Annotated in this window: 26 protein-coding genes and 1 pseudogene; 8 read left to right on the plus strand and 19 right to left on the minus strand. The window is 51.5% G+C overall.

Translation table 11 applies throughout. The features are described 5' to 3' along the window. Positions 1 to 156 precede the first annotated feature (156 nt). Together KVT34_RS08160 and KVT34_RS08165 are read left to right on the plus strand one after the other, a co-directional pair. The gene (locus KVT34_RS08160) at positions 157 to 696 is read left to right on the plus strand and encodes a hypothetical protein (RefSeq protein ID WP_217558081.1); all 540 of its coding nucleotides are present in this window, start codon (positions 157 to 159) and stop codon (positions 694 to 696) included. After that, positions 686 to 1,453, plus strand: a complete 768-nt coding sequence (locus KVT34_RS08165) for a restriction endonuclease (RefSeq protein ID WP_217558082.1) — start codon at positions 686 to 688, stop codon at positions 1,451 to 1,453. The genes KVT34_RS08160 and KVT34_RS08165 overlap by 11 nt, the downstream gene beginning before the upstream one ends. Positions 1,454 to 2,566: 1,113 nt before the next feature. On the opposite strand, the gene KVT34_RS08170 is transcribed toward KVT34_RS08165, so the two are convergent. Together KVT34_RS08170 and KVT34_RS08175 are read right to left on the minus strand one after the other, a co-directional pair. Beyond that, on the minus strand, positions 2,567 to 3,169 hold the full coding sequence (locus KVT34_RS08170) for a hypothetical protein (RefSeq protein WP_217558083.1): 603 nt from the start codon (positions 3,167 to 3,169) through the stop codon (positions 2,567 to 2,569). After that, positions 3,162 to 3,752, minus strand: a complete 591-nt coding sequence (locus KVT34_RS08175; RefSeq protein WP_217558084.1) for a hypothetical protein — start codon at positions 3,750 to 3,752, stop codon at positions 3,162 to 3,164. Before KVT34_RS08175 ends, KVT34_RS08170 begins: the two co-directional genes overlap by 8 nt. A gap of 504 nt (positions 3,753 to 4,256) precedes the next feature. Between KVT34_RS08175 and KVT34_RS08180 the strand changes: the two genes are divergently transcribed. Further along, positions 4,257 to 4,859, plus strand: a complete 603-nt coding sequence (locus KVT34_RS08180) for a copper amine oxidase N-terminal domain-containing protein (RefSeq protein WP_217558085.1) — start codon at positions 4,257 to 4,259, stop codon at positions 4,857 to 4,859. Between the two features lie 94 nt (positions 4,860 to 4,953). Here KVT34_RS08180 and KVT34_RS08185 read toward each other — a convergent pair whose 3' ends face one another. The 11 genes from KVT34_RS08185 to KVT34_RS08235 all read right to left on the minus strand — a co-directional run bounded on the left by KVT34_RS08185 (position 4,954) and on the right by KVT34_RS08235 (position 13,894). Next, positions 4,954 to 5,379 (minus strand): SRPBCC family protein, encoded by a 426-nt coding sequence (locus KVT34_RS08185; RefSeq protein WP_217558086.1) that lies wholly within the window; start codon positions 5,377 to 5,379, stop codon positions 4,954 to 4,956. 158 nt (positions 5,380 to 5,537) lie between these two features. Beyond that, positions 5,538 to 6,218, minus strand: coding sequence for a hypothetical protein (locus tag KVT34_RS08190; protein ID WP_217558087.1), 681 nt, complete (start codon positions 6,216 to 6,218; stop codon positions 5,538 to 5,540). A gap of 225 nt (positions 6,219 to 6,443) precedes the next feature. Further along, entirely contained in the window at positions 6,444 to 6,794 is a 351-nt protein-coding gene (locus KVT34_RS08195) for an immunity 51 family protein (RefSeq protein WP_217558089.1), read from the minus strand. After that, positions 6,784 to 6,969, minus strand: coding sequence for a hypothetical protein (locus KVT34_RS08200; protein WP_217558090.1), 186 nt, complete (start codon positions 6,967 to 6,969; stop codon positions 6,784 to 6,786). The genes KVT34_RS08195 and KVT34_RS08200 overlap by 11 nt, the downstream gene beginning before the upstream one ends. Before the next feature lie 30 nt (positions 6,970 to 6,999). Beyond that, a complete protein-coding gene (locus KVT34_RS08205; RefSeq protein WP_217558091.1) occupies positions 7,000 to 7,614 on the minus strand; it encodes a hypothetical protein in 615 nt (204 codons plus the stop codon). Between the two features lie 81 nt (positions 7,615 to 7,695). After that, entirely contained in the window at positions 7,696 to 8,625 is a 930-nt protein-coding gene (locus tag KVT34_RS08210) for an ADP-ribosylglycohydrolase family protein (RefSeq protein WP_217558092.1), read from the minus strand. Between the two features lie 495 nt (positions 8,626 to 9,120). Further along, entirely contained in the window at positions 9,121 to 10,008 is an 888-nt protein-coding gene (gene sdaAA, locus KVT34_RS08215; protein ID WP_217558093.1) for an L-serine ammonia-lyase, iron-sulfur-dependent, subunit alpha, read from the minus strand. After that, positions 10,005 to 10,685 carry an L-serine ammonia-lyase, iron-sulfur-dependent subunit beta gene (gene sdaAB / locus KVT34_RS08220; RefSeq protein ID WP_217558094.1) on the minus strand — a complete coding sequence of 227 codons (681 nt, stop codon included), beginning with the start codon at positions 10,683 to 10,685 and terminating at the stop codon, positions 10,005 to 10,007. The genes sdaAA and sdaAB overlap by 4 nt, the downstream gene beginning before the upstream one ends. 339 nt (positions 10,686 to 11,024) lie before the next feature. Further along, positions 11,025 to 12,095 (minus strand): dihydrodipicolinate synthase family protein, encoded by a 1,071-nt coding sequence (locus tag KVT34_RS08225; RefSeq protein WP_217558095.1) that lies wholly within the window; start codon positions 12,093 to 12,095, stop codon positions 11,025 to 11,027. Positions 12,096 to 12,097: 2 nt separating this feature from the next. Beyond that, entirely contained in the window at positions 12,098 to 13,114 is a 1,017-nt protein-coding gene (locus KVT34_RS08230; protein WP_217558097.1) for an NAD-dependent epimerase/dehydratase family protein, read from the minus strand. Positions 13,115 to 13,492: 378 nt separating this feature from the next. Beyond that, a complete protein-coding gene (locus KVT34_RS08235; protein ID WP_217558098.1) occupies positions 13,493 to 13,894 on the minus strand; it encodes a YvaD family protein in 402 nt (133 codons plus the stop codon). A 102-nt stretch (positions 13,895 to 13,996) separates the two neighbouring features. Here KVT34_RS08235 and KVT34_RS08240 point away from each other — a divergent pair, with 102 nt between their 5' ends. The 4 genes from KVT34_RS08240 to namA all read left to right on the plus strand — a co-directional run bounded on the left by KVT34_RS08240 (position 13,997) and on the right by namA (position 17,403). Continuing rightward, the gene (locus KVT34_RS08240) at positions 13,997 to 14,839 is read left to right on the plus strand and encodes an amino acid ABC transporter substrate-binding protein (RefSeq protein ID WP_217558099.1); all 843 of its coding nucleotides are present in this window, start codon (positions 13,997 to 13,999) and stop codon (positions 14,837 to 14,839) included. Positions 14,840 to 14,870: 31 nt separating this feature from the next. After that, positions 14,871 to 15,548 (plus strand): amino acid ABC transporter permease, encoded by a 678-nt coding sequence (locus KVT34_RS08245; RefSeq protein ID WP_217558100.1) that lies wholly within the window; start codon positions 14,871 to 14,873, stop codon positions 15,546 to 15,548. A gap of 9 nt (positions 15,549 to 15,557) precedes the next feature. Then, a complete protein-coding gene (locus tag KVT34_RS08250) occupies positions 15,558 to 16,304 on the plus strand; it encodes an amino acid ABC transporter ATP-binding protein (protein ID WP_217558101.1) in 747 nt (248 codons plus the stop codon). A gap of 88 nt (positions 16,305 to 16,392) precedes the next feature. After that, on the plus strand, positions 16,393 to 17,403 hold the full coding sequence (gene namA, locus KVT34_RS08255; protein WP_217558102.1) for an NADPH dehydrogenase NamA: 1,011 nt from the start codon (positions 16,393 to 16,395) through the stop codon (positions 17,401 to 17,403). Positions 17,404 to 17,494: 91 nt separating this feature from the next. Here the strand turns inward: namA and KVT34_RS31715 are convergent. The 3 genes and pseudogenes from KVT34_RS31715 to KVT34_RS08265 all read right to left on the minus strand — a co-directional run. Continuing rightward, positions 17,495 to 17,575 (minus strand): annotated as a pseudogene (locus tag KVT34_RS31715) (histidine phosphatase family protein); the annotation flags it as partial. A 226-nt stretch (positions 17,576 to 17,801) separates the two neighbouring features. After that, the gene (locus KVT34_RS08260; RefSeq protein WP_217558103.1) at positions 17,802 to 19,421 is read right to left on the minus strand and encodes a phosphodiester glycosidase family protein; all 1,620 of its coding nucleotides are present in this window, start codon (positions 19,419 to 19,421) and stop codon (positions 17,802 to 17,804) included. A gap of 143 nt (positions 19,422 to 19,564) precedes the next feature. Next, complete coding sequence (locus tag KVT34_RS08265) at positions 19,565 to 20,326, minus strand: NAD-dependent protein deacylase (protein ID WP_217558104.1); 762 nt, start codon at positions 20,324 to 20,326, stop codon at positions 19,565 to 19,567. A 237-nt stretch (positions 20,327 to 20,563) separates the two neighbouring features. Here KVT34_RS08265 and KVT34_RS08270 point away from each other — a divergent pair, with 237 nt between their 5' ends. Beyond that, positions 20,564 to 21,889 carry an MFS transporter gene (locus KVT34_RS08270; protein WP_217558105.1) on the plus strand — a complete coding sequence of 442 codons (1,326 nt, stop codon included), beginning with the start codon at positions 20,564 to 20,566 and terminating at the stop codon, positions 21,887 to 21,889. Between the two features lie 110 nt (positions 21,890 to 21,999). On the opposite strand, the gene KVT34_RS08275 is transcribed toward KVT34_RS08270, so the two are convergent. From KVT34_RS08275 to KVT34_RS08285, 3 genes are all read right to left on the minus strand, one after another. Next, on the minus strand, positions 22,000 to 23,448 hold the full coding sequence (locus KVT34_RS08275) for a nicotinate phosphoribosyltransferase (protein ID WP_217558107.1): 1,449 nt from the start codon (positions 23,446 to 23,448) through the stop codon (positions 22,000 to 22,002). A 42-nt stretch (positions 23,449 to 23,490) separates the two neighbouring features. Then, positions 23,491 to 24,042, minus strand: a complete 552-nt coding sequence (locus KVT34_RS08280) for a cysteine hydrolase family protein (protein WP_217558108.1) — start codon at positions 24,040 to 24,042, stop codon at positions 23,491 to 23,493. A 351-nt stretch (positions 24,043 to 24,393) separates the two neighbouring features. Then, positions 24,394 to 25,167 carry a sporulation protein gene (locus KVT34_RS08285; protein ID WP_217558109.1) on the minus strand — a complete coding sequence of 258 codons (774 nt, stop codon included), beginning with the start codon at positions 25,165 to 25,167 and terminating at the stop codon, positions 24,394 to 24,396. Between the last annotated feature and the right edge of the window lie 174 nt (positions 25,168 to 25,341).

Here is a 25,341-nt window from a genome sequence, read left to right on the forward strand (position 1 = left end):
CTTGACTTGATTGATACTCTAATAATATAACAAAACAGACGCAGCAACTAGGAAAGCGTACCCAATATTCATAAATATCTAGCGACATGAAACGACACAATACCTACAAAAAATATGATCTAATAAAGGTATTTGGTAATGAAAGGGATGCAATGGATGTTTACTAAATCACCTATGTTCATACTCTTAAAAATGTTTTTAATATGCTTTATCTTTTTTTATCTTCGTAATTGGTATGCAGGGAATGAAGGCACGTTGTCTAATGACGCATTAGAAGCTGCCGGCTATGTTATTATCTTTTTCATCGTCTTCACAATTGCTTCAGTCATTCCGCCTGGTTCAAAAACTAACCCGTTATTGTTAGCTGATGATATTGGGGATGAAGTTTCTAAATTCTTGTCACGTTATAGTGTTCTAGAGGGCAAAAGAGGTCTTTACAGGAATGCAACTATAACCGAAGACGGTACAACGAAGTATATCTACCAACCGATTGATAACCCAGAAGAATTTGTTTATACGCTTTATAACTACAAACGTATACTGCAGACTTGCGATAGCCCCAAAACAAATCGAATTCTTTATCATTTAGAGAAACAAATTGAAGAAGTAGATTACATGCGCCATAACACAGTTTTTCCGGTATATAATGATCTATTGAACAACTTAAATCAAAAGAGCACCCAACATGATAAATGACTCTACGATAATCTCATTGGCGATCATCTTTATACTTTTTATTATCGTATATAAAGCAGCTGATTATTTTTACCTGGATAGGTTCTGTGAGCATCAAGTTTTTAACGGTTATAGAAAAAGAAGATGTATCGAATGTTCCAATGCACTTAGACGAGAAGAAGAAGAGAAATTAAAAGCCGAAATTCTTCAACGAGCAATAGAACTTCAAGATCAGGAAGCACGAAGAATACACCAATTACGAAAAGAGCGAGCTGAAGATTTTTATTCACTCACTCCCCGCGAGTTTGAACAAGCTATTGCAAACCTATATAAAAAATTAGGTTATGATGTTCAGTTGACCCCATACGTTAACGATGGAGGAAAAGACATTATAGCTTGGAAAAATGGTAAGAAGTACTTGATTGAGTGTAAAAAATATGGACCGGACAAGAAAATCGGCAGGCCATTATTACAAAAACTATTCGCCGCGATGACGGAAGAGAAAGCATACAAGGGCATCTTTGTTGCCACTTGTTATTTTACCGATAGTGCCTATGAATATGGAAAGAAGTACAATATTTCTTGCATCAGCTTCTCTACTCTCTCCAAGATGCTCACCGAGGCGATTCCTGATTCTGAAAAGGAAGTTGAATTTGATCAAATGTGTTTGGAGTGCGGGGACATTGTTTCATTTTTCATTAGAAACGGCGAGGACAGAATTTGTAGTAAAGGTCACGTAGTGAAGAAACAATTGCCTAAAGGATATTTTAATCCATAATAAAAAGTAACGAAAAACCGTATTGTAAATACGATAAAACCGTTGTTTTACCAAGTAAATTCCTGTAAAATAGAATTAACCGTAGAAACACGTTGATAACGCGCCATGCGAATCGACACCTTCTAGCTGTACGACTGACTATCGTACATAGTTTCAAGAATTGGATCTTTGATCCTCGCAAGTAAACAGTTTCAAGTATTAGGATCATTGATCCTCGCGCGCAACAACCAGTATTTGATTACAAAAGAGGGACACGTACCTGCCAGTACGGTCCCTCTTTTGTATCTACTTTCGTAATTTCATGCCTAATCCATAACGTTAACCACACGGTCCCCTTTCGGAATAGAACAGTATGTATGGCCTAGCAGATGACTAGTCTGCCCCGAAACCTAAATTATGTAGTCTGACGTTACTTCAGTCGGATAGAATAGTTACTGTGTAGAAAGGTTATTTCTTGTTAATGAGTGCGATGAGCAGTTGTACTACAAGACCTAAAACGCCAAACATAACCGTAAAAATTAACGCTAGTAACGGTACCATCGATCCTCCCTTCTCACTGCAAAGGCCAAGGACCGCAAAATTATTATAACAATGAATATTATTCCAGTCGACATTTATTTACAACAAGGCTCCATTTAGAATTTTAATCCATAATACAAAGCAAAAAAAAGCAGCGCCCTGTTCCTTATCCTAAAAGGATTTCCGCACGACCGAAGAGGTCATGGTTTCTGGTAACAGTAGCGCCGCATTTGTTATTACCAATGTACCATAAAATTTAATCCATAATACAAAGTATTAATAAAAAAAGACCCTCATTAGGTGAAGGGTCTTTTTTATTAGAACTGATTGCTTAAATAATTCCACAATTTTCTGCCAAACACTGCAATTAACATTATACCCACGCCCAAAAAGATTGGGTATAAACTCGGCAAGTAGTCAGCAAGCGTTAGATTACTGGGTAACAGATGAATTTCTGTCAATCCTCACTCCTCCTTTCTATGTCTCAAATTGATTATAAAACAGTTGTCTATATATGGGAATTGAAGATGTGATGGTTTCTTACACAAAGTTTGATTAAAAAATGATAAAGACCCTCACAATAGAGGGTCTTTTTTACTTGAAATATTTCATTATAGTAAATATCGCACCAACTGCAACAAGCCCAGTGCCCACTACCCATTTAATTATTGTCGAGTGTTTTTTTTCAATTAAAGTCTTAGTTCCTTCTATTAAAGTTTTGTTCCCCTCAATTAACGTCTTATTTCCTTCAATTAGCGTTTTAGTACCTTCAATTGATACGTAAATATCTGTAACAAGCTTACTGACATAATCCTTTGATGGCAATGCATCTATTTTGGCTTCCAAACGACTTAAAGTACTTACAATCGAATCAACATGAGTTTCAGTTTTAACTAGCCGCTTATCTATGTCAGAAACAGTTTGTGTTAATTTTTTTATATCATCCATGCTACCGCCACCACCTTCAATATATGATGCCATTTGCTGAATTGCTTCTTTTAATTCATTTACCACACTTCTTAGTTCGTAAATACTCGGTGTTGAATCATTAATAAAGGGAGTATCGTTAAATTGTAATCTTCTTTGTCTAGAGTTTATATTTTGAATTAAGGCATCCTCATCGAATATGTTATCTTCAGTTTGTGTGTGTTCTTTAAAGTAATTAAAATATTTAATGACCAGATCCGCCTTATTCATTTCTTACTTCTCCTAGAGAATCATTATCGGTAAGTTCAGGACGAATTGTACTTTTTATATCATTGAGATTCATAATCATTTTGTTGCAAAAATCAAAAACTGACTCTGAATCATTTTCCTCATAAGTTGTTTGGAGTATTCTCAACATTCGAGACACCGAAAATAGTAATGTGTTTGTAGACAATGTTAAATCAAAGTGTTCTTTGTCATTTCTAGTTAATCTAATAGTATTTCGAGTTGAATATATTGATGAAATAGCGTATGGATCGGCAAACCGGTTTACCATATTCATAAAAAATTCGCCAAACATGCCTACCAAAAATCTAAAAAAAGGTTCGTTCTTAAATTCCCTAATACTAAAAACATTATACGATATTTCATTCAATGCCAGAGCTACCTCTAAATCATCACCAATATCTAAACCCGTAATTTCATTAAACTTATTCCCAAAACTCCTGTTGGTGTCACCTAAGATGATATACGTTTTAAGTATGTCAGTCATTAGATCAGCCCGTTGGGGATGCTCATTTAAATAGTGATCCAACTTTGTCCACGTCACAAATATTTCTTCTTCAACACTCATGTAAACACCAACTCGCCCTTCAGGTTAATTTTACCATGTAAAAATTTCTCTGGATAGAGACTAAGTCCTCTTTTAAATGTCACATTTTGTGTATTCTTAAGCTTTTATTCGCAAGATATAAGAACAGCCCCTCACTTACATATTCTATATACTGTATGTACATCTGAGTAAAAGAAAGTCAGCCTAATACAACCCATAAAAAAGACCCTTTGACGAGCGGCTTTTTGTTTAATGTAAATTTCTTACGCTATGTTACTGTCAGTAGTATCTCGATTATACAGTAGTACAGCTAAGCTCCAAATCTCCATTTTGCCCCCTCACGGATGATTTCATGAATGAGAAAATGTTTATTTCCACAGCTCGGCGCCATTAGGAAAGGAATTCTTATTAACTTTGGACGATATTGAACTGACAAACCACTAATTCGACAAAATACCCCCATTTCGAACACTGGAAATATATGCTAAATGGGGTTTGTACCTACTTTTAGAATGGAGATAGAAGATGAAAAAGAAAATTATCATGCTTGTCGCTGTGTTTAGTGTGTTCGCAGGGGTCGTATCTGCATCCAGCATCAATGGAGTTTACAAAGGAAATGCCATCGTCAAGGTCACGGTTAACGGCAATGAAGTCAAAAGCGAAGTACCTGGAATCAATTTGGACGGGACCACCATGCTTCCTGTGAGAGCCGTTTCTGAGGCGCTGGGGGCAGAAGTGAAGTGGGATCAGAATACTTATACGGCGGAAATAGAATCATCGCCGACTTTTAAAAGCCTGGATGAGGTAGCGAGACATTTAAAGAACTACAATATTCATTCGGTTGATTACCATACGGATGGATCCGGCCACACGGAATTCATTGCTATCTATGAGGGTCTATTCTTTATGGGGAACGAAAATAAATATAATGAGGCAGTCAAGGAAATAGCAAAGCAAGCAATCACTCTGGGAACTACTGATTTTATTTTCGCTGATATGCTTAATCAATCCGTAGCCGGAACTACAGAGAATGCTCGTGCTTTTTATAACGGTAAACTAACGGAAACTCAGTTTTTCGATACCCTTATTAGAGAGGATATAGAAGAAGAGAGCGAGCTGGATTCATAAAACAAGTATTAAAAAAGGGATCCTCGGTTGAGGACCCCTTTCTTCTATATTCTTACAAACGATTCCGTTGCTTTGAACGAATTTTTAATTTTCTTTAAACAGATTCACTATATTTTTTGAAATTATCCAGAATCGCCTGCCATCCCGCTTTCTGCATCTCAACGGAATTGGCGGCTTCCGCTTCAAAAGTTTCAATTACCTTGGTGTTATTTTCTTGACCAATAAACGTGATCGTAACGTTTCTTCCATCTCCAAGCGTGTAAGAAATCAATTCGTTTATTCTGATCTCGTCATATTCTCCACCGAATTCAAATCCAAAACTTCCATCTTTCGCTTCCATTCTTGTGAGAAATTTTCCGCCAACCCTTAAATCGTTTTCGGCTTTCGGGGCATGCCAGTCATCAGAAGCAAAAGACCATTTCGTTATATGCTGTGGTTCTGTCCAATATTCCCACACTTTTTCAACGGGAGCATGAACTGTAGCTTCTACTGTGATTGTTACTTTATCGCCGGTTTCCATTCTAATTACCGCCCCACTATAATAGATTTTGTACTATCGATAATTATACCACTGTGCAAATGGAAAATGATAATTCAAAAAACACCCACTATTACCGATGATTCATACGAAAAATAGATTAAAAGCCTACTCTATAAAAGAGAGCCCCCGATCCGTCCTCATCCTTTCGACGTTTTCGGAGTCGGTTTCGGTGTGGAAGGCGGCGAAGGTGTAGACGGTTTGGCCGCCGGCGTCGGAGTCGGCTTCGCGGTTTCCGGTCGTGGTGTCGGCTGGGGCGCTACAGTCGGTTTCGGTGAAGCGGAAACCCCAGGCTTAGGCGGTGGAGTTGTGGTCGGCTTGGGCGACAGCGTGGTCCCAGGTTTGACCGTTGGCGACGCCGTCGGTTTTGACGTGTTCGTTGCCGCCGGTTTAACCGTTGGGGAAGCGGACGGTGAGGGCGATATTTTTGCCGTCGGCTTGGGTGTCACGGTCGGCCTGGGCGTCACGGTCGGCTTTACCGTCTTATACGGTACGATGACCGTGGTGTCCGTATCGGCATCGTCTTCCCGGTTATCGTCGGTAGATGTGCCGCCCTGCTGCGTCTGCGTCCCCTGCTCAGGCGTTACAACGGGGGTCTGGTCCGCAGTCGGAGCTTTTGCTCCCACCGGCGTCGACACCGGCACGTTTAAGGGCTTCTCGGGTCCCGCATTTACCGCGCCCACGATCATCAGCACGAAACAGGCCCCGGACCCCATAAAAATATTTTTGGCTTTTCCGTTCTTCCGGATAACGGCGACAACGGCCCATACGAACAAAACGACACAACCGAGTAAACTTAACATGCCAATCGAATTCCACATAAAAAAATACAGCCTCCCGTGTAGTTTCAAGACTTTTAGTATAGCAGAATCCGGTTCGTTTTAGAGGGAAAATTTTGCACTTTTTCGCTGCACATTCCGCCCGCCGTAAAAAAGAAAAAGAAGCCTTCCCGGCTTCTTTTTTAGCTTACCAAATTCAATGGATATCGGTGTGACGCTCCGAGTTCTCCCGAAGCCGAGACTCGCGCTTTTTGTATTAGATAAGTATTAATCCAGCTCTGCTCTTGAAAATAAATCCTTTATTACAGCATCATCTTCACAGGCTTTTTTAAAGTCTACAATAAATTCTTTTAAGCTTTCAGGATTTGAAGAATAGGCACAAAACATTCCTGCTTCAGGATCAAATCCGATAGCTTCTGCCAGATGCGGTTTTCTTTCATCTAAAAAAACTTGTGCTAAAGATCCCCAATCATAACCATTTCCCTCAAAGCCTTCATCTTCTCTTGTTTCAAAAATTTCCGGTTTATAGCTTCCCGCGTTCAAACATACAGAAAAACTACTTTCATGGGCTACCCAGAAGAAGGGTTTAATGGTTTCTTCAAAATTATTAGTGTCCATATTGTTCTAACTCCTTGAAAAGTTCATCGCCATTTTCTTTTATACCCTCTCTATATTTAGCAGGTATTTTGCTTTCACAGCGTGCAAACCAATCATTAAAAACCTGTTTCCATTCTTGTATTTTTCTTTTTTCTAACAACAAATTAGCATCTGTCGTATATTTATGAGCAATCATTATAGATGCTCGGTCGGCTTGTCATGCTTGTCACTCTGTCTGCAAGGTTTCGCAATTCTTGATTTTATTAACGATATCCTCATAGTATTGTTTACCGTATTCATTGTTAGACTCTTCTGCTTTTTTATTGAAATATTGTAGGGCCTCATTTTTATATGGTTCCGGAATTTCTTCTAAATACAAATCCATTATAGTTTCAAAAGAACTTTCGGCTACTTTTTTGGGTGACATTTTTTTAATATTCATAAAATATTCCCATTTTTTATCGTAATTTTCGAAATTCTTCAATCTAGGCAGGAATATTGCGACATAAGGTCCTATCTTGCTTTTATCGGAGTTTTCCAGCATGAATTCGTAAATTTCCTTCGTTTCCGGAAGCTCATATCTCTGAATCATATTCCCAATTGCTGAAACAAGCAGAACCACAAGTTTAGTATTATCCTTATGTTTATTATAGATATCAAGAAGGGTGTTAGAAAATTTCGGATCCTTAAATAAATCTTGATAATAAATGGAAACCTCTAACCTGGGCGTTTTCTCAAACTCTTTTACAGCAAGAAAAAGCTCTTCGTCACTCAATTTATGCCAATCAGATATTTTCTCTTTTAATAGGCTGATATTTTCAATATTTTTTTTAGTGTCCATATCGTTCTATCATCCCCATTTTCCTTTATACCACCTTCTGCGTTGCAGTTAATTCTGACACCACACATGATTCAACAAGCATTAAGCACGCTGCAAACCGTGCAGATTTCGCGCTATCTCCTCAATCTTCCCGCGCATCGCCAGCTTCTCCCGCCACGACTCGGGTATGCCGCCATAGCCGTAGTAAGCCCCGGCAATCTGCCCGTAAACGGCTCCTGTCGTATCCGCGTCGTCGCCCAGATTTACGGCCAGAAGCGCCCCTTCCTCAAAACTTGAGGACTTGTCAAAAGCCCACAAAGCGGCTTCCAGCGACTGGACGACATAGCCGGAGCCTTTGATCGCCGGAGGTTCCTTGCGCCGGTAAGAACCCGCAAGAATCTCGGCGAGGCCGCCGGACAGCTCCAGTCCCGCCGCCTCCATCCATTCGCGGTAAGCATCCGGCGCAAGAAGCTCCGCTTTGCTCCGGCCGTGCAGGCCCGCGAGGAGGTAGCAGGCGAGCAGCCCGCACGCCTGCAGGCACTCCGCCGTCCCGTGGGTCGTGCGAGAGCTCTGCACCGCGAAGCCCACGGCCGCAGCCGGATCGGCGGCATAGAACATCGGCACGGGAGCCAGCCTCATAATGGAGCCGTTGCCGGCGGAATACGGGTCGAGCGAGCCGCAGAAGGGCTCTCCGGTGCGCTCGAAGAGCAGCAGCGCTTCCCGCGTCGCGTTTCCGATGTCGAAGCACGTGCCCGTGCTGCTCATATATCCTTCTCTGAACCAGCTTACATACCGATTCATCTGATCAACGGGATCGAAGCCGCCCGCTGCCAGCAGACTTTCGGCCAGACACAGCGCCATGGACGTATCGTCGGTCCACTGACCCGGTTTCAGGCCGAACACGCCCCCGCCGACCATGTCCCGAAGGGGCTCGAACGTCCCCGGTTTGCTGAACTCCACCGCCGTTCCCAGCGCATCGCCGACGGCGAGGCCGGCCAGGCAGCCGTGAAATCGATCCAGGGTAAATTCCATAACGTTTCAGCCTCCCAGCTTAGTTGTATGTATAAAAATTCTTCAGCGGACGGCCGATCTCCTTTCTCCGCTTTAAAACAAGCCCGCTGTGCATTGCGGCGCATCGCGCGCAGTTCGATGCCAGTGCCCGCCGTCTTGTGGCACATCGCTCGCAGTTCCGTCGCAGGTGCCCGCCGTCTTGCGGCGCTACACGGCGCGCCGGGAGCTGCGCGCGGTGCCACAGTGAGAGGTCCACATGACGATGCTCATTCTCGGCCTCGTCCCTTCCGTGATGCTCTGCGCCTTCCCCCTGGCTTCCGCACGTATCAAAAAAAGACACGTCCGGCAGTCCGGACGTGTCTTTTTCGCACCATGCAAGCCTCCGGCGCACGGTGAGGCGCTGCATTACAATGCTTCACCATGCGCGAGGCGTACTACTTTCATCCCCTCTAGTCGGAGATGGCCCCTGCCCAAACGAGCATGTATCGCAACGGCTCTTTCACCCGCTCACAACCTCTAAGTACGTTTGCGGCTGAGCTTCAGCTCCTGCATCATTTTCTTGCCCGTCGGCGTCTGGGCCAAACCGCCCTTGGCCGTTTCCCTGTACTTCTCGGGCATAGCGGACCCGGCCTCGTACATCACCTGGATGACTTCGTCGGACGGAATCGCGCTGCGCACGCCGGCAAGGGCCATGTCCGCGGCGGCCAGCGCATTGACGGCGCCGAAGCCGTTACGGACGATGCACGGAATCTCCACGAGGCCGCCGACGGGATCGCAGATGAGCCCGAGCGTGTTTTTCAGCGCCAGGCCGACGGCGTGCACCGCCTGCGCGGGCGTTCCGCCGCGCAGCTCGACCATCGCGCCCGCCGCCATGCCGATGGCGGAACCGACCTCGGCCTGGCAGCCTCCCTCGGCGCCGGACACGAACGAGTTGTTCGCGATGATGTAGCCGATGGCGCCGGCGCTGAACAGGCCCATCACGAGGTGGTCGTCCTCCCAGCCGAACCGCTGCTGGGCGCTGACGAACACGCCGGGGATGATGCCGCAGGAGCCTGCGGTCGGAGTCGCGATGACGCGGCCCATGGACGCGTTCACTTCGGACACCGCAAGCGCGTAGGCCATCGCCCGGCACGCTTCCTCGCCCACGGACGGAACGGAGCCGGACATGTAGCTCATGACGCGCTGGGCGTCCATGCCGGTCAGTCCGCTGCGGGACGTCGTGTCCTCGGTGAGGCCTTTTTGTACCGCTTCCTTCATGATCTTGTAGTAAGCGGCCATCTTGCCGAATTCCTGCTCCGTGCTGCGGCCGGATTCCTTAGCCTGTTCCTCCAGCATAAACTCGGAAATCGATTTGTTCTCGGCCGTGCAAATATCCGCCAGTTCTTTAAGCGTCCGAAATCTCATGATTGCCCTCTTTCCTTCAGATCCACGATCTTCACTCCGTCTACCTCGCTCAGCCGCAAAATCTCTCCGATCAGGTCATCCGTAATCACGGAATCCGCTTCAATCACCGTCATGGCATCGCCGTCGCGGCCTTTGCGGTCCAGATCCATATAGCCGATATTGACATTGTGTTTCTGCAAAATAGCGGTAATATCGGCGATCATTCCGGGCCGGTCATGATGAGAAACGACCAGCGTCGGGAATTCTCCCGTGAACTTAAGATCGAATTGGTTAATTCCGAGAATTTCGATATTGCCTCCGCCTATCGACGCGCCGACCATGCTCAATTCCTGGCCGCCGGCATAGAGAACGATTTTCGCTGTATTCGGATGAACGGTCAGTCCTTTGCTCGTATGAAAAACGATTTCGACTCCCGCCGCTTCCGCATCCTCCAGTGAATCCGGAATCCGGCTGTTGTCCGTCTCATAGTCGAGCAGGCCGCCGACAATCGCCAAATCTGTCCCGTGGCCGCGGTACGTATCGGCAAAAGACCCGTAGAAAGTCAGCTCGGCTTTGTCCGGCTGCTGACCGAATAGCTGCCTGGCCACCCGCCCGAGACGGATGGCTCCGGCCGTATGGGAGCTCGATGGGCCGATCATCGAAGGACCGATAATCGAAAAAACATCTTTGAACCGCACCCAGTATTCCTCCCTGTCCTAATCATTTTAGCAGGGCGGCAGCGTTTACACGCTTTTCCGCTCGGCCGGGCTGATCTCCCTAATTAATTGACCAGCACCTAATTCCTATTCTATTGCGATTCTCGTCTCTATTCAACTGCCGGATCTTGTAACGGGCCGCACATTTTCAAAGCGGGGTTTAGCTGTCGGCAGAACGGGTGGCGGAACGGATAGCAGAACTGTCGGCAGACTGCCGGAAGAACGGCGCCATAAAGGGCCGAATGAGATAAAACGGCCAACAAACAGCTATCGGAAGCTTGTCTTGGATTGCGCCCGCATACTCACGAGTTCCATAAACGATTAGTCCGCAAGCCACTCACTGAGGTGCGCCTTTACGAACTCGTCGTCGTTCAAATGGGGATAATCCCGGTATACGCGGTCGATTTCCTCCATTTGCCCCGGAGAGAGTTCTTCGCTCGGGTTGAGGCACCAGCGGCCCTGCAAAAGCCCCTGCCTGCGCAGCACTTCGTGGATGCCCGGAATACAGCCCTCGAAATGATGAGCCGGATCGAAAAACGCCGCGTTCGCGTCCGTCACCTCAAGGTTGCGCGTCAGCCATTCCGCCGGAATATCGCGGTTGTCTCTGACTTTTTTGACCGCTTCCAGCAGCTCCACCGCTTTATGCGTCCAGACGGCCCAGTGCCCCAGCAAGCCGCCGACGATTTTTTTCTCTACCGGCTGCCCGTTCACCTGAAACCGGTAAGTCGTCAGCAAATCCGTGACAATGTTGTCGTCGTTGCCCGTATACAGCGCTATTTCGTCCCTGCGCTCCGAGCAGCAGACCGCCCGTACGACGTCAATCGTTTGGTAGCGGTTGAACGGCGCCATTTTGATCGCCACGACGCCCGGAATGTCCGCAAACTGCCTCCAGAAATCGAAGCTGAAAATTCGTCCGCCGACAGAAGGCTGGAGGTAAAATCCGAACACCGGAATAAGCTCGGCGACAGCGCGGGTCCGCTCCAGAATTTGAGCTTCGTCGTATCCTGTCAAGCCGCCCATGCTCAGCAATCCGATATCATAGCCGAGCTTTACGGCCAGCTCCGCTTCCCTGACCGCCTGCTCCGTGGGGCCGCAGATTCCCGCGATTTTGAAAAAAGGACGCCGGAGGTCCGCTTTTTCCACTTCCTCCGCAGCAAGCCGCAAAACCGGTTCCAGCAGTCCGACCTCCTCGTCGCGGATTTCGAACTGGGTGGAGTGGACGCCGACGGCGATTCCGCCGGCTCCCGATGCGATATAGTAGCGGGTCAGCGCCCGCTGGTGCTTTTCATCGAACTGCCTATTCTCGTCGAGCGCGAGAGGATGGGCCGGAATCGCCACGCCGTCATGCAGCGCGGCCAGCATGTCGGGGCTTAAGTTTTTACGGGCTGCCATGATCAGAATTTCCCCTCTCTCTCCTGAAAATGGGTCGGTTTGTTCCACGTATGGCCGTCCGCCTCCACCCACTCCGCAATCCAGTCGATCATTTGCAGAACGGACACTTTCGGATAGCCGAACGTCCGGCTTGCCTTCGACGAATTGCTCAGCAGCGCCGTATCCGACTCGCTTCCTTCAAAGACCGGCTCCACGCCTAGCCTGCTGCCGAATTCATTTGCGACCCAGCGCAGCGAAAGCGTCTCGGGCCCCGTGACGTTAAACACCTCAGGAGGCGTACTGCAATGATTCAGACAGCGGATGGCGATTTCGTTCGCGTCTCCCTGCCAGATCACGTTCGCGTGCCCCATCGTAATGTCGATCGGCTTGCCCGATTTGACGGATTTGGCGATTTCGAGCAGCACTCCATAGCGCATATCAATGGCGTAATTCAGCCGGTAGATCGCCATCGGAATGTTATATTTGTGCGAAAAGTACGTGAACACCCGCTCCCGTCCCAGACTGGACTGACCGTATTCCCCGACGGATGCGGGCGGTGTGCTCTCCGTGGCGCCACCTTGGTGAACCGGTGTGATCGGATAAACGTTCCCCGTTGAAAACACGACGATTCTCGAATCCCGGTATTTCTCGGCTACGCGTCCCGGTAAATACGAATTCATCGCCCAGGTAAAATGCTCGTTGCCTGTCGTTCCGAATTTGTTGCCCGCCATGTAGATGATATTTTTCACGTCCGGCAGTCCACGGAGCTGTTCGTCGTCAAGAAGGTCCACTGCAAACGTCTTGACCCCATCTCCCTCAAGCTCTTCTCGCAACCCGCCGGATGAGAACCGGGAAGCCCCGTATACTTTTTTGTCCACGCCCGCTTCTTTAATGGCGTTCATCGCCAGCCTAGCCAAGCTCGGCCCCATCTTACCCCCGATCCCGAGGAGCATAATATCCCCCTCCAGATTGGCCATATCGTTGATAAGCGCCTCAGAGGGCTGCGCCAGTTTCGCTTCCAGTTCTTGAACGGTTTTCATATAGGTCTCCCTTTCTGCTTCCCAAGATAGTTCCAGTATTTCATGCCGGATTATATAAAGACAAGGTCTTTAAATCGTCTTATAAATACGATAATTTGTCTCTAAATCGGATACGCGTCAAGAATATCTTAAGGAAGTCGAAAAAGACTATAAACAATTATTAATTACAAATTCATCAAATTATTTCAAAAAGTTTTTGATTACTTTGTCTATTTTTTCGCCGCTGCGCTTCTTCTGCTTGGACGGATGAATTAGAGACAAACCTCTCTAGTCGGTCTAAATAGACGATAACCCACGAGATGAACTTCTGATGACAGCAAAAAAGCCCTCCGGCGTAAAACCGGGGGCTTTGCCTTGTCCTCTTTTTCCCTTGCCCGATTACGCCGAAGCCGAAGATGGCTCCCGCGCGATAAAGTACCGCAGAAAGAACAGCGGATAGATCATTAAATACAAGTTGAAGGCCCACCAGGCCGCGTCGAAATCGCCGCTGAATCCCCAGAATGCGATCGCCTGCAGCCCCGAGCAGAACGTCAGGACCAGAGATACGAGCGCCCAGCTTCGCCATGCCGCCCTTTTGTTCCGTTGAAGATAGATACTGAGCAGCCCCGTAAACGAAATAAGAAGATCCAGAGGAAAGAACGACCAGTTCCACGCGACGATAACGGGATTGTCGTAATCTTTGAACAACGCGCTATCCGGGAGCAGATGGAAAAACGTAACCAGCCAGTACACGATAAATCCGATGTCCGTAACGAAAAAAAACGGCTTCAGCCCTTTCATGATACAACCTCCGTGACGAAAACTTTTGGGAATCTCATTCATAATTCCGAGCGGTTAAGGAAACCTATACAAAATATAACAAGTTACTGGAGGCCCTGACAAATGAACTCTTTCCGCAAAGGCGGCATCGCTCTGACCGCCGTATTCGCCTGTACCCTGCTGCTCGGCGGGTGCGGCAAAACCGCTACCCCCGCGCCATCTCCTTCGCCCTCGCCCGGAGCCGCCACTCCTTCCGCCGGTGCGGGCACACTGGACGCGATCAAATCCGCCGGAAAAATCCGCATCGGCACGGAAGGCACCTACGCTCCTTTCACATTCCACGATAAATCCGGCAAACTGACGGGATTCGACGTGGAACTCGCGGAAGAAGTGGCGAAAAGACTCGGCGTCCAGGCGGAGTTTCAGGAAACGAACTGGAACGGCATGCTCGCCGGGCTGGATGCCAAACGTTTCGACCTCGTAGCCAATGAGGTGTCCATCCGCGAAGACCGCAAAGAAAAGTATGATTTCTCCGATCCGTACATCGTCTCCAAAGCGGTTCTTATCGTGCGCGAAGACAACAAGGACATTACGAAACTCGCGGACCTGAAAGGCAAAAAATCCGGACAGTCGCTCACCAGCAACCTCGCGGATATCGCCAAGAAGAACGGAGCGGAGATCGTCGCGATCGAAGGGTTCAACCAGGCGATCGAGCTGCTCATTTCCAAACGGATCGATGCGACCATCAACGACAACCTGTCCTACCTCGATTTCAAAAAACAGAAGCCCGATGCGCCGATCAAGGTCGTTGCGGAAACGACGGAAGCGTCCCAGAGCGCTTTCCTCTTTAATAAAAACAACAACGATCTGGTTAAAGCCGTCAACGAAGCGCTGTCTTCCATGAAAAAGGACGGCACTTACCTGAGCATTTCGAACAAATGGTTCGGAACGGACGTGTCCAAGTAACAAGCACATGACGAAACGGGGTTGAAATCGTATGTCCGAGCGCAGCGAACGGCTGCTTCACATTTTTATGGAATCGCTTTGGCCGATGCTGAAAGCGGGACTGCAGTACACGGTCACCTTGACGCTGATCTCCTTTGCGCTCGGTCTAGTCCTCGCGTTCGGGACCGCCTTGGCGAGGCTTTCGCGCTGGAGGCTCTTGGCGGGGATCGCGGCTTTCTATGTTTGGATCATCCGGGGGACCCCGCTTCTCGTGCAGCTGTTCATCATCTATTACGGCCTGCCCAGCCTGGGCTGGACCATTGATGCGTTCCCGGCCGCCGTGCTGGCTTTTACACTGAGTGTGGGCGCTTATAACTCCGAAGTCATCCGCGCCGCCATTTTGTCCATTTCGCGGGGACAGTGGGAGGCCGCCTATTCCATCGGGATGACCCACCGGCAGGCTCTGCGCCGGATTGTTTTGCCCCAGGCCGCAAGGGTTTCGGTCCCCCCGTTGTCCAATTCCTTCATCTCTCTGGTGAAGGACACGTCGCTTGCGGCTACGATTACGCTGACGGAGCTGTTCCAGATTGCCCAGCAGAGGACGGCGATGTATTACGAGCCCATGCTGCTCTACTGCGAGGCGGCTCTTCTGTATTTGGTGTTCAGCACGGTACTCACGTACGCCCAGCGGCGGCTGGAACGGCGCTTCGACCGTTACGCCGCCAGATAGGAGGCTCTTATGATCGAACTCTCCCACCTGAAAAAACAGTTTCAGTCCCAGGAAGTGCTTCGCGGCATCAGCCTGAACGTCGCCCGGGGCGAGACCGTCGTCGTCATCGGGCCGTCGGGCTCCGGCAAAACGACGCTTCTCCGTTGCATCAATCTCCTGGAGGTGCCGGACGCCGGAAAGCTTCGGATCGGCGATGCCGGGCTGGACTTTACCGGCGGCAGGAAGCCGTTCTCCCAGGACATCCTGACCCTGCGCAGGCAGACGGGCATGGTGTTCCAGTCGTACGAGCTGTTCCCCCACATGACCGCGCTGGCCAACGTCATGGAGGGGCCCGTCACGGTACAGGGGAAGCGGGCCGCCGAGGCGCGGGACAGGGCGCAGGAACTGCTCGCCAAGGTCGGGCTTGCCGATAAAGCCGGGCTGTACCCCCACCAGTTGTCCGGGGGCCAGCAGCAGCGTGTCGGGATCGCCCGCGCCATGGCGATGAACCCGCTCGTCCTGCTGTTCGACGAGCCGACCTCGGCGCTTGATCCGGAGCTCGTGGGAGATGTCCTTGAGGTCATCCGGCAGCTCGCCCGCGAAGGAATGACAATGGTCATCGTCACCCACGAGATGAAGTTCGCCCGCGACGTGGCCGACCGCATCGTCTTCGTGGACGGCGGGGTCATCGTCGAGGAAGGAACTCCGGCGCAGGTGCTGGACTCGCCGTCCCAAGAGCGGACCCGGCGCTTTTTGCATCGCATTTCCGGAGGCTAGTCCTCGCCGTTTTTTGATCGGAGTATGGGGTGAGGAGTATAATGGAACGAGCAGCGTACATAAATTTGTCGGAAAGGCGGGATTTTCCATGAAATTGTTCGAACCGTTTACTATCGGGAACGTTACCCTTCCCAACCGGATCGTCATGTCGCCGATGTGCATGTATTCCTGCGAAAACCGGGACGGCAAAGTGACCGAATGGCACCGGACCCATTACGCTTCCAGAGCGGTCGGCGGCACCGGCCTGCTCATCCTGGAAGCCTCCGCCGTGACGGAGCAGGGCCGCATCTCTCCGCAGGATCTGGGCATCTGGAGTGACGACCATGTCGAGGGGCTGCGCGAGCTGGTCGGGCTGATCCGCAGCCACGGATCGAAGGCGGGCATCCAGATCGCGCACGCCGGACGCAAAGCGGAGCTGGACGGGCCGATCGTCGCTCCGTCCGCCATCCCTTTTCCCGGCGGCAAGACGCCGGAGGAAATGACGGCGGCGCAGATTTCCGAGACCGTCCGGGCATTTGCCGACGCGGCCCGGAGAGCGAAAGCCGCCGGGTTCGACGTGATTGAAATTCACGGCGCTCACGGCTACCTTATCAACGAATTCCTCTCGCCCCTCTCCAATCACCGGACGGATGAATACGGGGGAAGCAGGCAGAACCGCTACCGCTTCCTGCAGGAGATCATCAACGCCGTTAAGGAGCAGTGGGACGGACCGCTCTTCGTCCGTGTCTCCGCGGATGAGTACGACCCGAACGGGAACAGCATTCAGGATTACGCGTTCTTCGCCTCCCTCATGAAGGAGCAGGGCGTCGATCTCATCGACTGCTCCTCCGGCGGCGTCGTTCCCGCCAAGATCGACGTCTATCCGGGCTATCAGGTATCCCTGGCCGACCAGATCAAGAACACGGCCGTCATTCCGACAGGGGCGGTGGGTCTTATTACTAGCGGCAAGCAGGCCGAGGATATTCTGGAGCGCGGACAGGCCGATCTCATCTTCATCGGCCGCGAGCTGCTGAGAGATCCGTACTGGCCCCGCACGGCAGCGCGCGAGCTCGAATTCGAGCCCGCGTTTGCCCCGAAGCAGTACACGCGCGCCTGGTAACGCGGCTCAAGCCGGCCGGCACCGGACTCATGAAGAGTCCGTCTGCCGGGCCCGGCTTTTTTTGTGTGCAAGCATTGCTGTGCAACGGACAACGTTCTGATAAGGGTCTATTTAATTCATCGGGAGAATAAGTAGAATGAGCGTGCCGTACAAAATATAGATTTGTTATCAACTAGGTCACCAACCAATCAGCTTAGTATCCATCCATAGGGCTATTGTCAATAATTAAACCGTATTATTTCAAAGTCCTTGCCAAATTTCCCGATGCTCATCTGATTCAGGCCTTGCTTTCCAAGAGGCCATGAAAAATTACCCACCTCCACTCCCACACCTACCCACTCATGCCAATCGAGCACAAAAAAGCCCCCGCCTCCCGGCAGGGACCCCATCTTACAGCCTCACGGCAGTACAATGTCGGCCCGGTACAAGCTCTGATTCCACTTGACCTCCGCCCCGATCTTCTCGGCCGTGAAACGCAAAGGGACATACAAATAATTATCCAGCAGCTGCGGCGCGGCAGGCACCCAGTAATCCGTGCCGTTGACGCGGATATAATAGCTGCCGACGGTCATGACCATCTCGACGTCCCCCTTCTTCAAGGTCAGGGAATGCGCCGCGTTGTCCCACTTGTATTCGGTATTCATCGCGTTCAGCAAAGGGCGCATGGGGACCATCGTCGTCTCGCCGCCGATAAATCCTTTGAAGCCTGCGGACAACTGGCCGTTCACCGCAACCTGCACCTGCGGGGTCGCGTGTCTCTTCACCACAAGCGCGTTGCTCAGAGCCCGTCCGGGGGCCGTCAGCATGCTTCCGTTGGCGTACAGCCCCGAACTGGCCCCGCCGTCCATGTTCATGGCATCGGTCAAGCCCATCGAAAGCGCAATCTGTGCGAGATCGTTCATCGTTGCGCCGTTAACCGTCCCCATAACGAGTCTGCCTTGGGCATCCGCACCCACAAAGCTGCGCATAGCGGCCTGCTTCGTGATTTTCGGATCGGTGAAGCCGTCCCGGGCAGGGTCGATATCCACCTTGCCGCCGGTCACGAGCTTGGGGCCGACCCCCGTGGCGCTCTGCCACAACTCCGCTCCTTGAACGCGCTGGCCGTTCTCCGTCACATCCAGCTTCGTTTGGATGGTATCGCCCACATGGAGGTGAGGAAGCAGGTTGTTCTTGTTGTTCGAGCTGTTTCCGATCAGACAAACGTACCCGTCGTACGGTACGTACACGGCATCGCCGGTAATGGCCGTGATGACGCCGTCCCGCACCACCACTTTCGTCGTTCCGCTCTTGCTCACGGCTGCTTTGTATTCGGGCGTAAACCAGACGACCTGGTCAGGCTGGGAATCGCCGTAATCTTTATTGGTCCCCCATGGAGAAAACGTATAATCCTTGCCCCCGTGAGTCGCCGTAATCGTATAGGACATTTTCAGCTTCCGGATGTCTACCGTCTTGTCCGCATCGACAACCAGGGACTGGTTCTCCCCGGAATGCAGCAGCTCCCCGTCTTTCAGCATAAGGCCGTTCGGGTAACGGATCGAAGCGTCTTTTTCATACGCATTGAAAAAAGTCCCGTTCACCGCGGCGACCGCCCCCGTCCTGGCGATCATGGACGAGAAGCTCTCGTCATACCCGATGCCGCGCGAGGCCGTAACGGGCACAACCTCGAGATAAGGGTCCGTCACATCGACGCGCACCCACTTGACGGAGAAGCTTTTCCCGCCCGCGTTTATTTGCCTGCTGCCGCTTGTGACCGCATCGTCGGCAAGAGCTTGACGGGCAGGGCCCGCCGCGAACAGAATGCCGCCGATCAGCAGCGCCGCCGCTCCCGTACGCAAAGCTCCCTTGGCTCTGGCGTACATCGCATGCGTCCCGTGACCCTTGCGGCCACCGCCCTCATTCAAAGCCTTCGCTCCTGCAGCATCCGATTGCGCTTTCCGCTTGCCGGCGCCTTCCGTTAAACTCCCCCGTTTACCCAACCGGGAGAAAGCGTATCCTGCTATATCCAGACCGCGTCTCATGCTGTCATGTCTCCTTTGACTTTTGGAATCCGGCTCCGTCCGGTTCAACCGTCGAACCGCGTTTCGCGCCTGTCGAAAGAAATTCGCTGCCCGCCCCGCCGGATTCCTTCCCGAATCAGTCCTTCTCTTCTCGAAAAAGCCCTTTATGCCCTTTTTTCCGCAAAAGGCGCCAGTACTTCTCCGATCGGCTCCCGGATAATACAGGAAGCGTGCGAATCGTATGGGGTCGGGTCCAGGTTGATCAGGACCAGACGGCCGCCGCGGAACCGGCCTACCATGCCTGCGGCAGGCTGAACCGTCAGCGAGGTGCCGCCGACGATCAGCAAATCGGCCGCGGCGATTTGAGCCGCCGCTTTCCCCAGCACATGCGCATCCAGCCCTTCCTCGTAGAGGACGACGTCCGGCTTGATGATGCCTCCGCACACCGTGCAGTGGGGCACCGTCTCGATGCTTTCCATGATCGCATCCAGTCCGTAGCCCTCGCCGCAGGAGAGGCATTTGTTCCGGAGCACGGAGCCGTGCAGCTCCAGAACGTGCTTGCTTCCGGCAAGCTGATGGAGTCCGTCGATATTCTGTGTGATGACGGCGGTAAGCTTGCCGCTGCGCTCCAGTTCCGCAAGCGCCAGATGGGCCGGATTCGGCCTGGCCGCCGGGTGAAGCATCTCGCCCCTGTAGAAGGCGTAGAACTTCTCCGGCTCGCGGATAAAAAAGCTGCGGCTCAGCATCACTTCCGGCGGATAGTCGTACTCCGCCCCGCTGTTGTATAAGCCGCTTGAAGAACGGAAATCGGGAATCCCGCTTTCCGTGGAAGTACCCGCGCCGCCGAAAAACACGATGCGCTCGCTTTCATCGATCAAACGGCGGAGATTCTCCGTATGGGTTTCAAACGATGGCAGATCGCTCATTTTGAGCCCTCCCTGAATTTGGAATAAGTAGAAGCCCGGCCTTTCGCCCGCCCCCGAATTTTGCAAAAAGGTTCCTCCCCATTGTACCTTATTTCAAGCACCTTTCAGAAAGCGATTGCAAATATTAGGTAAAAGGAGAGGAATTCCGGTAAAGCCGGGCGAATAAGTGTGTACAAGAAAAAAATCCGATTTAAACCAGCGCTAACATTTTTTAACCCGTGAAAAGGAAGGTGCCTCATGTCTCAATCGAACCCGGTCACACCGGCGCCCCTCCCTGCGAAAGGACGCAAGCTTTTTCTGTCCAGGCCCGTTCTCTCCTGGGGATTAAACGATGTCGCCAACACAATTTTCTCCTCCAACATCGTCACGTTGTTCTTCCCGTTTTACTTGACCCAGGTGATCGGCGGCGATGCGCGGATGGATCAGGTGGCCAGCACGTTCATTACGTATACCAACGCCCTCTCGGGCCTGCTCATCGTCCTGCTCAGTCCGCTGTACGGCGTCTGGATGGACCGCACCGGCCGCAAAAAAAGCCTTATGGTCCCGTTTACACTGCTCGCGATAGGATTTACGCTGCTCATGGCATTATCCGCCAACTGGCACAGCAGCACCTCGTTTTTGGGGCTTCCCCTTGCCGTGGCGGGCGTCCTGTTTTTTTTCGTCATCGCCAAGTTCTTTTTCAGCTCGTCGGTCGTGTTCTATGACGCGATGATTTCCGATCTGGGAAATTCCAGGGAAATTCCTCTCATCTCGGGGTTCGGCGTCGCGCTCGGCTATATCGGTACCCTGATCGGGCTCTCCGTTTACCCGCTGGCAAGCGGGCAGCAGTATGAGCAGACCTTCCTGCCCAGCGCGCTGCTTTATCTGCTTTTTGCGCTGCCGCTTATCCTCTTCTACAAAGAGGCGGCTACCGCACCCCGTTCCCGCGTACAGACCGGATTTTTAAGCGGCTATAAGGAAATTGCGGCAACTTTCAAAGAAATGAAGAAATACCGGCCTATTTTTCTTTTCATGGTGGCCTACTTCTTTTTCAACGATGCCCTGCAGACCGCCATCTCCGTGATGGCCGTGTACGCCAAAACCGTGGTCGGTTTTTCAACGGTCAGGTTTCTCATCTTGTATCTCGTGGCGACCGTTTCGAGCATATTCGGTTCCTTCGTCTTCGGTTACCTGACCCGGAAATACGGAGCCAAGCGCGCGGTAGTCTATGTCGCCCTGCTGCTGATCGTCGCCATCGGTCTGGGAACGACAGCCGTCAACGAGCCTATGTTCTGGGCGGCCGGCGTCATCTACGGGATTTCCATGGGCTCCATGTGGGTGACCTCGCGTACCTTGATCGTGGAGCTCTCGCCCCCGGACAAACGCGGCCAGTTCTTCGGCCTCTTCGCCTTCTCCGGCAAAGTGTCCTCGATTGTGGGCCCCCTCCTTTACGGGACGATTACCTTCCTGCTCCAGGATCAGGGCACCTTGGCCAGCCGGGTCGCGCTCGGTTCCCTTCTGGTTATGGTCGTCATCGGCCTCATAGTGCATAAACGCATCCCGGAACGGCACGAAACGGTTTGACCGGCAGAAAGCCCGGCCGTCTCTCCGTTCGACTTTCTCCCCGCATGCAAAAAGCAGCCCCATACCGGCGGACGAAGCATTCGTCTCCCGGTACGGGGCTTTTTGATCAATCAGCCGAAATTGAAGTTTTCAATCATTTTCATTTTCATTTCCCACGTCTTGGTGCTGAGATCGACCGCATACTTCTCCGGATTCAGTTTGCGGAGATATTCAGGCCAGAACAGGTCGAGCTGCTTCCGGTGATGGGTTCTCATTTCTTCCAGAGAAGGCACCTCGTATACCTGCTTGCCGTCTTCAAAGACGGGTTTCAGCAGCTTGACCGCCTCATACTCGTCCACATATTTATAAATATACGGATGAACGGGGTCGAAAAGCTTGATCTTCCTGCCCTCTTGGACATCCGTCTCGTCATGCAGCACGATGTAATCCGCGATAGCTTTGCCCGTATCGGAGCCGATAATCCGGTAAACATCCTTCCAGCCCGGCGTGGATACTTTCTCGGGATTACCGGAGATTTTGATCTTCGGCACCATGACGCCGTTTTCCTCGATCGCCACAAGCTTGTAAACGCCGCCGAGCGAAGGCTGGTCGGCCGCGGTAATTAACTGGGTGCCTACGCCCCACGTGTCGATCCGGGCTCCCTGCGCCTTCAGGTTCAAAATCGTGTTCTCGTCGAGGTCGTTGGACGCCACGATTTTCACGTACTCCAGGCCCGCTTCGTCGAGCATTTTACGGGCCTTAATGGACAGATAGGCAAGGTCGCCGCTGTCCAGACGGATCGCCTGCATCCGTTTCCCCTGCTCTTCCATCTTTTTCGCCGTCCGGATCGCATGAGGAACGCCGCTTTTGAGGGTATTGTACGTGTCCACAAGCAGCGTAACCTGGTTCGGCAGCGCCTCGGCGAATGTATCGAACGCTTCCTGCTCCGTAGCGTGTCCCTGCACCCAGGAATGGGCGTGAGTCCCTTTGGAAGGGATGCCGAACATCATGCCGGCCAGCACGTTCGAGGTGGCGTCGAAGCCGGCGATATAAGAGGCCCGCGCTCCCCATACCGCGGCGTCCGCTTCCTGGGCCCGGCGCGTGCCGAATTCCAGGAACGTGTCGTCCGGAGACACATTCTTGATGCGGGAAGCTTTCGTCGCGATCAGCGTCTGGTAGTTGATGAAATTTAGCAGTGCCGTTTCAATCAGTTGGGTTTCAAAAATCGTGCCTTCCACCCGTACAAGCGGCTCGTTCGCAAAAACGATGGTTCCTTCCTCCATCGAGTAGATCGACCCGCCGAAGCGGAACGCTTTTAATTCTTCCAGAAATCCTTCGTCGTAATTCTCTTCCTGCTCGCTCAAATAGCGCAGAGCCGGCTCGTCGAAATTAAGACGGTGCACATAGTCGATGAGACGCTGCAGACCCGCAAAGACCGCGTATCCGTTCCCGAAAGGAAGCTTCCGGAAGAACGCTTCGAATACCGCTTTCTGGCGGTGGGAACCGTTCTTCCAGTGGGCGTACATCATGTTGATCTGATACTTATCCGTATGTAAGGTTAAATTCGGTATGCTGCTCATGAATTCGTCTCACCTGTTCCTGACAATGTAGTAGTCCTGCTGTTAGACCGGTTCGCTGCCTCTCACGACTTGAGCGCCCAGCGAAGTACGGAAATGGTTAAGGGCAAACGTGTGCCCGTCCGGGTTAAAGCTGGCCACGGCATCCTCGTGGACGATCAGCTCGAAAGCCTTGTTATACGCATCCACGGCCGTATGCAGGACGCAAATATCCGTGCAGACGCCGGCCAGATGAACTTCCCGGATTCCGCGCGCACGCAGCTGCAGCTCCAGATCCGTACCGCAGAACGCGCTGTAACGCGTTTTATCCAGCCACAAGATCTGGCCTTCCTTTTCCCGGTAAAGGGTGTTTAAACGGCCGTACAGCTCGCGTCCGCTCGTGCCCTCTATATTGTGAGGGGGGAACAGCTTCGTTTCCGGATGAAAAGGCTCGTTCAAACGATGGAAATCGACGGCCATGACGACAAATCCGCCCTCTTCCAGAAATTCCTCCGTGAGCGCCGTAATTCTCTCCTCTATGGCAATGGCGGGATCCCCTACCGGAAGCTTGCCTTCGACAAAATCATACGTATAATCAATGACGATCAAAGCTTTCATAACCCGACAACCCCTTCCCCGAATCTTAGGCTTAAAAGTTTGTAACGATCATATCACTGCGCCCCTCTAAAATCAAACGGGCTCCGCCCTTTCCAGACAACAAAAAAGACCGCTGCGCCAGACATGCGGCAGTCCTGATTCTCTTATCCTTCGCTGCCTTCTTTTTTGGGCTGTTTTCCCTTAAGCAGCTCCGAATTTCTGTTCCAGATAAGTCTCCGTCCATGATAGCAGCAGCCCCCGGCACGGCAAAAACAAGAACTCCCGCTGCCGCTGCCGTTCCCGTACATTGCTGTCATGCGGAAGAGCTCCGTATTAATTAGACACGAACCAATACCCGCCCTCCTGAGTGTTTTACAAATGATCTTGAATCAATTCGGCAAGCAGACCGGCCATGTAGGAGGAGCCTTTGCCCAGATCTGCCGGATGAATACGGAGCCGGAGGAGCGTTTCATCCGCGTCCACAGCCTCTGCGATAAAGCCCGCTAAGCCTCTTGCTTTGCGGTCGATCTGTATCAGCAGTTCCAGACCTTCCGCTGCCGGCAGGAAGCTGATTTCCAGCTCATCCAGATCGCCGCGGAAACGGCCCGCCGGGACGAATTCGAATTCCTGCAGCAGGCCGATCCGACCGCCGAACCTCGGCGACTGCTTCACCTCCGCCTCCCGGAGCCGGAAGCCGAGCCGGTCCGCGGCGTCGAACACGACCTGCATCTCCGGGGAGGGAATGACTTCAATCCGGTCGGAGTCGCTCGGGTCGATTGCGCTGGCAATATCGAGCCCCGTTGAGAACCAGACCTGAGTATGCCCCAGCGTAAGCGGCGTATGTTCGGCCAGCCTGAACCGGAACGGCACCTCCATCTCTTCGTTCGGTCCGAGCGTGAACGGGTCCGAGACGAGGTATTTGGCAATTTCTCTCGTTTCCTTCACACGGCTGTTATTGACTTCGCGCTTGTATTCGGTGACCAGCGAAACATAAATTTCCTCGATGCGTTGTTCGACCTGGCCGCCGCGGATGTGAACGACACCTTCGACCTCTTCACCCGGGTAATAGGCATTCTTGCTGAGGCGTGTATCCACTTGAGCGGCGCCAAAACCGATACTGGCCAGCATCCGTTGGAAAAACGTCATTCTTCATCCTCCTGGACCTGCTAAAAAATAGAAATCTTTTGAGGAAATTATACACGATTTGAACCATCATGTCTTCGGAACAATTCGGGCCGCACGCAAAAAAAAGGCTCCTTGCGAAAGGAGCCGGAGCCTGCGGAAAAGCCGGTTTCACTTGCTTTTTTACTGAAATCTCGG

The organism is Paenibacillus sp. GbtcB18, assembly GCF_019091125.1.
Lineage (GTDB): Bacteria > Bacillota > Bacilli > Paenibacillales > NBRC-103111 > Paenibacillus_F > Paenibacillus_F chitinolyticus.

Excerpts from the sequence above, each read along its gene's own strand:
- KVT34_RS08225 (WP_217558095.1), bottom strand. The coding sequence starts at position 12,095 with ATGGCAGCCCGTAAAAACTTAAGCCCCGACATGCTGGCCGCGCTGCAT.
- sdaAA (WP_217558093.1), bottom strand. The coding sequence starts at position 10,008 with ATGAGATTTCGGACGCTTAAAGAACTGGCGGATATTTGCACGGCCGAG.
- KVT34_RS08250 (WP_217558101.1), top strand. The coding sequence starts at position 15,558 with ATGATCGAACTCTCCCACCTGAAAAAACAGTTTCAGTCCCAGGAAGTG.
- KVT34_RS08175 (WP_217558084.1), bottom strand. The coding sequence starts at position 3,752 with ATGAGTGTTGAAGAAGAAATATTTGTGACGTGGACAAAGTTGGATCAC.
- KVT34_RS08200 (WP_217558090.1), bottom strand. The coding sequence starts at position 6,969 with ATGATTGCTCATAAATATACGACAGATGCTAATTTGTTGTTAGAAAAA.
- KVT34_RS08180 (WP_217558085.1), top strand. The coding sequence starts at position 4,257 with ATGAAAAAGAAAATTATCATGCTTGTCGCTGTGTTTAGTGTGTTCGCA.
- KVT34_RS08165 (WP_217558082.1), top strand. The coding sequence starts at position 686 with ATGATAAATGACTCTACGATAATCTCATTGGCGATCATCTTTATACTT.
- KVT34_RS08205 (WP_217558091.1), bottom strand. The coding sequence starts at position 7,614 with ATGGACACTAAAAAAAATATTGAAAATATCAGCCTATTAAAAGAGAAA.
- KVT34_RS08285 (WP_217558109.1), bottom strand. The coding sequence starts at position 25,167 with ATGACGTTTTTCCAACGGATGCTGGCCAGTATCGGTTTTGGCGCCGCT.
- KVT34_RS08210 (WP_217558092.1), bottom strand. The coding sequence starts at position 8,625 with ATGGAATTTACCCTGGATCGATTTCACGGCTGCCTGGCCGGCCTCGCC.
- KVT34_RS08270 (WP_217558105.1), top strand. The coding sequence starts at position 20,564 with ATGTCTCAATCGAACCCGGTCACACCGGCGCCCCTCCCTGCGAAAGGA.
- KVT34_RS08260 (WP_217558103.1), bottom strand. The coding sequence starts at position 19,421 with ATGAGACGCGGTCTGGATATAGCAGGATACGCTTTCTCCCGGTTGGGT.
- KVT34_RS08275 (WP_217558107.1), bottom strand. The coding sequence starts at position 23,448 with ATGAGCAGCATACCGAATTTAACCTTACATACGGATAAGTATCAGATC.
- KVT34_RS08185 (WP_217558086.1), bottom strand. The coding sequence starts at position 5,379 with ATGGAAACCGGCGATAAAGTAACAATCACAGTAGAAGCTACAGTTCAT.
- KVT34_RS08280 (WP_217558108.1), bottom strand. The coding sequence starts at position 24,042 with ATGAAAGCTTTGATCGTCATTGATTATACGTATGATTTTGTCGAAGGC.
- KVT34_RS08265 (WP_217558104.1), bottom strand. The coding sequence starts at position 20,326 with ATGAGCGATCTGCCATCGTTTGAAACCCATACGGAGAATCTCCGCCGT.
- KVT34_RS08170 (WP_217558083.1), bottom strand. The coding sequence starts at position 3,169 with ATGAATAAGGCGGATCTGGTCATTAAATATTTTAATTACTTTAAAGAA.
- KVT34_RS08160 (WP_217558081.1), top strand. The coding sequence starts at position 157 with ATGTTTACTAAATCACCTATGTTCATACTCTTAAAAATGTTTTTAATA.
- KVT34_RS08195 (WP_217558089.1), bottom strand. The coding sequence starts at position 6,794 with ATGGACACTAATAATTTTGAAGAAACCATTAAACCCTTCTTCTGGGTA.
- KVT34_RS08230 (WP_217558097.1), bottom strand. The coding sequence starts at position 13,114 with ATGAAAACCGTTCAAGAACTGGAAGCGAAACTGGCGCAGCCCTCTGAG.
- KVT34_RS08190 (WP_217558087.1), bottom strand. The coding sequence starts at position 6,218 with ATGTGGAATTCGATTGGCATGTTAAGTTTACTCGGTTGTGTCGTTTTG.
- KVT34_RS08235 (WP_217558098.1), bottom strand. The coding sequence starts at position 13,894 with ATGAAAGGGCTGAAGCCGTTTTTTTTCGTTACGGACATCGGATTTATC.
- KVT34_RS08240 (WP_217558099.1), top strand. The coding sequence starts at position 13,997 with ATGAACTCTTTCCGCAAAGGCGGCATCGCTCTGACCGCCGTATTCGCC.
- KVT34_RS08245 (WP_217558100.1), top strand. The coding sequence starts at position 14,871 with ATGTCCGAGCGCAGCGAACGGCTGCTTCACATTTTTATGGAATCGCTT.
- namA (WP_217558102.1), top strand. The coding sequence starts at position 16,393 with ATGAAATTGTTCGAACCGTTTACTATCGGGAACGTTACCCTTCCCAAC.